At 48.4% G+C, this 512-nt stretch carries 1 pseudogene; it reads right to left on the bottom strand.

What is annotated here, in order from left to right:
* Positions 1-512, bottom strand: a pseudogene (locus tag A3757_RS04470) (C4-dicarboxylate ABC transporter); the annotation flags it as partial.

The following is a 512-nucleotide window of genomic DNA, read 5'->3' on the forward strand; positions in this document are numbered from 1 at the left end:
CAAATAGTTGGTCGGTCGTTACTTCACGGTTCATGAACGCGATAACAACAACAAGCAAACATGGTCGCAATACAACACCCATACTACCTGACATCGCCGTGGCTGCGAGTGCCAGATTGCGGCGTGCGCCAGCTGCTCTAATTTCGTGATAGATTACTGCACCAGCAGCGATAACGAAGATACCAGAGCCACCTGTGTAGGCAGTCGGTACAGCAGCAAGAACAACCACAACAAAAGCCAACATTTCCGGAGGCATTTTCCAAGGCTTAAACAGGTTCAGAACCAAACCGGCAAAACGGGTTTGTTTCAAGAGCATACCTATCCAGACATACAAACCAACGTTCAGGAACATGTCCGCCAGGTCCATCAGTGTATTCAGATAGATACCTATCCCTGGCATGTGGCCATGAGAGAAGAAGAAAATACCCGCAATGATGGCCATCGTGGAATAGAGAGGAACCGATAACAAAGCATAGCCAATATTACCGCCAGGTTTTAGGTGAGCAGGCACC

The organism is Oleiphilus sp. HI0117, from assembly GCF_001635235.1.